The sequence below is a fragment of the Paenibacillus sp. 01T422 genome, assembly GCF_056398785.1.
Genome location: NZ_JBFTQB010000275.1, coordinates 1 through 6,941, shown reverse-complemented (window position 1 = coordinate 6,941; position 6,941 = coordinate 1). Strand labels below are relative to the sequence as shown.

4 protein-coding genes and 2 pseudogenes are annotated in these 6,941 nt (G+C 43.2%); 3 read left to right on the top strand and 3 right to left on the bottom strand.

Annotated elements, in window-relative coordinates; all coding sequences use genetic code 11:
• Both AC1DUA_RS16760 and AC1DUA_RS16755 read left to right on the top strand, forming a co-directional pair.
• Positions 1-322: pseudogene (locus AC1DUA_RS16760) on the top strand (carbohydrate ABC transporter permease); the annotation flags it as partial.
• Positions 323-345: 23 nt separating this feature from the next.
• Positions 346-1,821, top strand: coding sequence for an arylsulfatase (locus tag AC1DUA_RS16755; RefSeq protein WP_477500849.1), 1,476 nt, complete (start codon positions 346-348; stop codon positions 1,819-1,821).
• A 2-nt stretch (positions 1,822-1,823) separates the two neighbouring features.
• Here AC1DUA_RS16755 and AC1DUA_RS16750 read toward each other — a convergent pair whose 3' ends face one another.
• The 3 genes and pseudogenes from AC1DUA_RS16750 to AC1DUA_RS16740 all read right to left on the bottom strand — a co-directional run bounded on the left by AC1DUA_RS16750 (position 1,824) and on the right by AC1DUA_RS16740 (position 6,312).
• Positions 1,824-4,037 (bottom strand): helix-turn-helix domain-containing protein, encoded by a 2,214-nt coding sequence (locus AC1DUA_RS16750; protein WP_477500848.1) that lies wholly within the window; start codon positions 4,035-4,037, stop codon positions 1,824-1,826.
• Between the two features lie 334 nt (positions 4,038-4,371).
• Positions 4,372-5,223 carry an aldo/keto reductase gene (locus tag AC1DUA_RS16745; protein ID WP_477500847.1) on the bottom strand — a complete coding sequence of 284 codons (852 nt, stop codon included), beginning with the start codon at positions 5,221-5,223 and terminating at the stop codon, positions 4,372-4,374.
• Between the two features lie 208 nt (positions 5,224-5,431).
• Positions 5,432-6,312 (bottom strand): annotated as a pseudogene (locus tag AC1DUA_RS16740) (AraC family transcriptional regulator).
• Between the two features lie 258 nt (positions 6,313-6,570).
• On the opposite strand from AC1DUA_RS16740, the gene AC1DUA_RS16735 reads away from it, so the two are divergent.
• Positions 6,571-6,807: a carboxymuconolactone decarboxylase family protein gene (locus tag AC1DUA_RS16735; protein ID WP_477500846.1), complete on the top strand. Its 237-nt coding sequence runs from the start codon at positions 6,571-6,573 to the stop codon at positions 6,805-6,807.
• Positions 6,808-6,941: the final 134 nt, after the last annotated feature.

Here is a 6,941-nt window from a genome sequence, read left to right as displayed (position 1 = left end):
GCGCATTGTCCTCCCTCTGTCCAAAGCAGCGTTAGCCACAATAGGTTTATTCTATGCGGTCGGGATTTGGAACAATTTTATGGGCCCGTTGCTTTATCTTAGAAAGGAAGAATTGTTCCCGCTTCAAGTTTTTTTACGCCAGATTGTACTGGCAGGGCAATTCAATGGAGATGGAGGTGCAGTCTCTGATAGCCTGCTGATTGCCGAAGACGCACTGAAATACGCAACCATTATGGTATCTACGTTACCGCTATTAATCATTTACCCATTCATTCAAAAATATTTCGTGAAAGGGGCTTTGATCGGCTCCGTGAAAGGCTGATCGAAGAGGGGGAGGAGAGCAGCATGAAGCCAATGAATATCCTTTTAATCATGACGGATCAACAACGCTGGGATACCTTAGGGTGCTATGGAAACGAGGCGGCGTACACGCCCAATCTGGATTGGTTGGCTTCGGAAGGTACAGTTTTTAACCATGCCTATACGACATCGCCTTCCTGTGTGCCAGCGCGAGCATCGCTGATTTCAGGGATGCATCCATGGCATACAGGCGTCCTAGGGATGGGACGTGGACAAGGTCCTATGGGGGTAGGGTTTGCCCATACACTGCCTGGCGAGTTCGCCAAAGAGGGTTATCATACCCAAGGCATTGGGAAAATGCATTTCTGGCCTCAGCGCACGCTGAATGGCTTTCACAATACCGTATTAGATGAATCTGGCAGAGTGGAGTCGGTTGGTTTCGTTTCAGACTACCAGCAATGGTTCGAAAAAAACAAAACGGGCGACTACGGCTTCGTGGACCATGGCATCGATTGGAACTCTTGGATGGCAAGACCGTACCATGCGCCGGAATTTTTACATCCGACCAATTGGACGGCTAATGAATCAATTAAGTTTTTAAAAGAACGGGATCCGGTTAAACCTTTCTTTCTCAAAACATCGTTTGCCCGCCCGCATTCACCTTATGATCCGCCGCAATTTTATTTCGATATGTTTATGGGCAAAAAGCTGCCCAAGCCATTTCTTGGAGAGTGGTCTCGCCTCCATGACGTCCCTGCGGACGCCGCTAAACCGGATGCATGGCGCGGGAAACGAAGCGAAGAAGAAACGCATCGGGCACGAGCGGGCTACTATGGCGCAATTTCGCATATCGACAACCAAATCGGACGCTTGCTCATCTATATGCGGAATTCGGGTTTATTGGATGAAACGTTGATTATTTTCACATCGGATCATGGGGATATGCTCGGAGACCATAACCTATGGCGCAAAACGTATGCCTACGAGGGCTCGGCGCATATACCGCTAATCATTCGATACCCGAGAGGCAGAGACTTCAAGAGCGTGGACAGATCGGATGTGCCGGTATCCCTGGAGGATATTATGCCGACATGTCTTGAAGCAGCGGGATTGGCTATTCCAGAGGGAATTGACGGGTTGAGTCTGCTTGGGGCTATGGAGGGTCACCCTGTGATGGAAAGAGTCTTTATTCATGGTGAGCATTGCGCTTGTTATGCAGATGACAATGAGATGCATTACTTGACAGACGGCATCTATAAATATGTGTGGTTTCCGCGCATAGGATCTGAACAGCTATTTCACTTGCAAGACGATCTCGGCGAGTGCAGGGATTTATCCGGGGAGGGGGAATACCGCCTTACATTGGAGAAATTGCGATATGAGTTGATCGTCATCCTAGACGAGCGAAAGGCCGGTTTCGTTGAAGGCACCCAGCTGGTTAACCAGGCAGGCACCCCGCCGATTGTTTCGCCGCACTATAAGGCAAGAAAAGAACGAGCCGGGTTCGCAGCCTGGAAGTAGGGTTAATCAAAGTCAGTACCGTTCTTTTTACGGTAACTGCCTGGTGTCTCTCCGATTGATTTTTTAAACATCCGAATAAAAGAGGTTCCGTTCTGGTAACCGAGACGCTCGCTAATTTCATTAATGCTAAGCCCGGTATCGTCCAAGAGCTGCTTAGCTTTTCGAATACGCACCTGATTCAGGTGATCGCTGAACGTCGTTCCAGTTTTATCTTTAATATATTGCGATAAATAGGAAGCGGTAAGATTCAACCGATCGGCGATCCATTCAAGCGAGATCTCTGCTGAGGAGTCGTTTTCTAGTAACTTGAATACGAAATCAATCGTTTCGTCTTTTTCCGCTTTTTTATCATGAATAAGATCGACGGATTTCTGAAAAAAGGCAGAAAAAAATGATCTGAATTGTTCCAAGGTGTCACAACGCTTCAATTCCTTAAATGGCGAATCCGAGTTAGATGTGGAAAGAAAGTCGGCCTTAATCGCCAGCAACTCCATGAAATTCAAGGTCTTGGCGACAACCATTTCTGAGAATTGCTTGAATTGAAAGGAATTTGCTCCTTTGTTAACCATCAAGCTGAACATGGTGTTTACGATCTGCAAGCAAGTGGAAAGATCGCCGTTATGAAGAGCTGCATTAAATTGTTGCTCTTGAATGACGGAAAAGACAAATGGGTTGGTAAGGAGGGGACGTTCGTACAAGATTTGGGTCTCCTCCGTCAGTTTGGCTCCATTCGCCATGTCCAGCACCTCTTGATAGGCGGCATTAATGTCAGACGACGATTCGAATAACGAGCTGACAGCAATGATAATCAGGCACAAGTGGTTGTCCTTATCGAAAACTTGCTTCAGGTAATCCATCGTCTGACGAACTTTATCTCGATCAGTATCCGCAAAGATGAGAGAAAGAATTTGGTTGGTCTCCGGTTGAAAGGAATGCGACAATTTAAAATTCTCTTTTATGATCATGTCGATGAACTGGGTGTAGTAGGCAGCCGCCTTTTCGTAAGAACCTTGACTCTGCTCGGACATATTGCTTCTGAAATCCAGACGGTACAAGATCATGAGGATTGAGCCGCTAATGACAGGGAAATCGGTCCATTCCTTCAGATCGGATTGGATGTTTTTCAGCTTGCTGATATATCCGTAATTGGTCAGTAATTTCGTTTTCTTTAATAATTCTTTTTGAACCTCACTTTTTTCTTGCGTCAAATCACTAATCTTTTGACTTATGGTATTGAATTCGATAATTTTGCTTGGCGGAAGTACGGACCCTTGCTCTTCAATCGATACCAAGATTTGCTTAACTGGCCGATGAATGTTGGTACTGAACAAGTAGGAAACAAAGAGACTTGCGATAAGAGCAATCAAACAGATGAGCATAAGTGTCATATTCATATGAACGGTTTGCGCTCGTATGTTTTCATTTGGCACATTCATGGTATAAGTTAGCCCTGAAAACTTGCCTTTCTCCGTAAACGAATAAAAATGAGTGATCAGTTCCGTCGAAGAGGAAGATTTCGTATCGTAAATTTGTTCTTGGCCGTCCTTGATGACAAAGGTGGAATCGACTGTTCGTTGAAGATCGTCATATAAGCTATCGGCATTAATAAGGGCGATGATGCTGAAATGCTTTTGCTCGTTATAGATAACATAGGGAATTAATTTGCTGGATTGGGCAGCGAAACCGACCTGAAAGCTGTCCATCGCCAATAGCTTAGCCTTGTGGGCGCCGACTGTAAGCTGAGCATGCCAGAAAGAAGCAGGATACTGCTCAGATACATAGAAGCGAGTAAACATACGTGAGTTTGAACTAATTCCATCTTTTTCTAATATTGTTCCGGAACTAAATAGGATGATGAGGTTGTCCAAATGAAAAGAGGGATTAGACACATTGGAGCGCAGCATTCCAAGAACTTCATCCACCTTTAGATAGTCGACTTGCTGGGGGGCATTTTGAGCGAATTGATTGTACAAAGTAGCAATTTTATCGTCAAAAAGCAGATTGGAGAGCATGCCGCTCATTGTTTTTAAATAGTTTTCATAGGCATCGACGGTTTGATTTATCGTTGTTTGATTATAGTGAATAATTTCTCCTTCGACCTTGCTGCGAAAGTAGACGGAGGTTAAATAATTAACGGAAACGAGAAGTAAGATCACGATCGAGAAGCCTGTGAAAATTTTGAAGAAAAACGTATTCGGCCTCCATTGTTTTAACATTGCGCTGTCTCCCTTCGAAGTCATAGCCATCTACATACTATTCGGACGATTGAAAGCGATTCCTTCTTTGAAAATAATATTAAAGGAGACACGAACGGATGACAAATCAAAATTCGAATCAAAGACCGTGCAACCCCGAGGTTTGATATGAGCCTTAATGAATGACCCCGCTGTCCTATTCGCAGACGAGCCAACAACAAGCTTAGATGCAGCTAACATTATATGTTTTTATACAAAATATTGAATAAATACAAAAAGGCAAACGATAACAAAAATCGTTTGCCTAATTTTATAAAATCGTAGAAATAATGGAGCTGAGGATAAATAGTCATTGTTAGATGTCGAGTTTACGGGTACCAAGCCATTTCACCTTTTCAGGATCGCGATGCGAAAAGAACAAGCTCTGTTTCGTATCTAATGTAGTAATCGACGCCATATCTTCTTGGCTTAACTCAAAATCAAAGATGTTGAAGTTTTCGATAATTCTTTCTTTACGAACAGACTTTGGAATTACAACAACTTCCCTTTGTGTCAACCAACGCAAAACTACCTGAGCAACGGATTTGTTATATTTTTCAGCTATATTTACCAATACCTCATTCTGGAACAAGTTATTTTTTCCTTCAGCAAAAGGCGCCCAGGATTCGATCTGAACAGTATTTTCTTTCATGAAATTTGCATTTTCGATTTGTTGATTGAACGGATGTGTTTCAACCTGGTTTACGGCAGGAACTATTTCATTATGAATGATCAGATCGATCAGACGATCCTCATGGAAGTTACTAACGCCAATTGCACGTACCTTTCCTTCACGATACAATTCCTCCATAGCACGCCATGAACCATGCACATCGCCGAATGGCTGATGAATTAAGTACAAATCCAAAGAATCCAATTGCAATCTTCTCAGAGATTGTTCAAATGCTTTCTTTGTGCGTTCATAACCTGCATCTTGTACCCAAAGTTTCGTAGTGATAAATAATTCCTCTCTTGCCACACCACTCCGTTTGATCGCTCTGCCAACGGCTTCTTCATTGAGATAAGAGGCAGCTGTATCAATCAGACGATATCCTGCCATAATAGCGTCATAAACGCTTTGCTCACATTCATTTAAATCTTGAATTTGAAATACACCAAATCCGAGTATCGGCATCTCAATACCATTGTTCAAGACTACTTTTTGCATATAAAATCCTCCAGTTTTGTATGATTATGTGCAAGTTTATTCAATCATATCCACAACAGCAATACTTTTCACATTCTTATTATGCATTAGATGATAAAGGGATCGTTATCCCAATCGTCTCAAATGTTTGCCTAAACCTCTCGGTACCACATAAATAAAGTCAAACAGGGAGCAGTCGCCTAAGCTACTGCTCTCTGTTTGACTTGCTTTACGCGTTGACCCTTTGATCGTAGCCCGCCTTCAAGCGCTTGATATCTTCTCTAGGTGGAAAACCAAACATACGGGAATATTCACGGCTGAACTGCGATGCACTCTCATAGCCTACCCGGAAAGCAACATCGGCGGCATCCGTTGATTCGGACATTAATAGGCGACGCGCTTCCTGTAATCGCAGCTGTTTTTGAAACTGAAGCGGACTCATGGCAGTTACTTCTTTGAAGTGCCTGTGAAACGTAGAAACCCCCATATTGGCTAGTTCAGCAAGCTCCTCGATTGGTAAAGGTTTATCCATGTTATTGATAATTTGATCGATAGCTTCCCTGATTCGGTAGGTATTGCTACCTTCCATCGCGATTTGCGCCAGCGTAGTGCCGTACTGACCCTGAAGAAGTCTGTATAAAATTTCTTTCGTATAGTAGGGAGCCAGGAACGGAATGTCTTCTGGTTTGTCTAGTAAACGAGACAATCTCATGATCGCATCCAATATGGATAACTCGATCTCGCCGACAAACATCGCCCGTTGGGTACTTTCTTGCGGAGCGATTTGAATGTTTCCCTCATTTAAAACCTCTAATATTTGATTCTGTGTAAATTCCAGCTTTAAGCTAAGATAAGGCTTATCGGGAGAAGCGATACCAGATAGTCGGCAGGACCATATTCGAATCGCTCTTGGGACAGCAGTACGTCTTTATAACCTTGAGYGATAAAACAAAAGCAAGGTTTGTATACTCTGTAAACAGGCTGAGACACTTGCGAGGCACGAACAATAAATAAAGAGGGAATCCCTGTCTCGTAAACACCGTTTTGACCCGCATGTCGCTCAATCAGCTCGGCGAGTTCATCCTTGAGTTCATCAATTTGTCCTGACATAGTATCCTCCTTGCGAGTTGAGCTTTGATGATCCCATTATATATAACAATCATCAAGTGCGAAAGTAGCAACGAGAGGATTAGGCAAACATGTGAGACGAATGGGATAACGTTCTCTTAAACAATTGTTACATAATAAATGTTAAAGGGAGCGATATAAAATGTCAGATTCCAAAGAACTTACTATAGCTCAGAAAGCGATCGGAAATTTCGCGCCCAAGTTGGTCGAATTAACCGACGAAGTATTATTTGGAGATGTATGGAAGCGGAGGGACTTTCTCCGCGCGATCGAAGTTTGATTACCGTTGCAAGCTTAATCACCGGCGGAAATACGCAGCAGATGAAAAATCATTTGAATTTGGCAAAACAAAACGGTTTGTCGGAAAAAGAGCTAATCGAAGTGATGACTCATCTTGCCTTCTATGCAGGTTGGCCGAAAGCAATGTCAGCCATTATGGTTGCAAAAGAAGCATTCACTTCGGAAGAGGTGATCTAATGGAAATACGTTCCCTAGGAAATACGGGATTAAAAGTAACCAGTTTGTGTTTGGGAACAATGACCTTTGGTAATCAAGCGGACAAAAAGGCTTCTTTCGAAATTTTGGACAAAGCCTATGAGACGGGTGTGAAT

Coding starts and splice junctions, on each gene's coding strand:
- AC1DUA_RS16750 (WP_477500848.1), bottom strand. CDS start 4,037: ATGTTAAAACAATGGAGGCCGAATACGTTTTTCTTCAAAATTTTCACA.
- AC1DUA_RS16755 (WP_477500849.1), top strand. CDS start 346: ATGAAGCCAATGAATATCCTTTTAATCATGACGGATCAACAACGCTGG.
- AC1DUA_RS16735 (WP_477500846.1), top strand. CDS start 6,571: ATGGAAGCGGAGGGACTTTCTCCGCGCGATCGAAGTTTGATTACCGTT.
- AC1DUA_RS16745 (WP_477500847.1), bottom strand. CDS start 5,223: ATGCAAAAAGTAGTCTTGAACAATGGTATTGAGATGCCGATACTCGGA.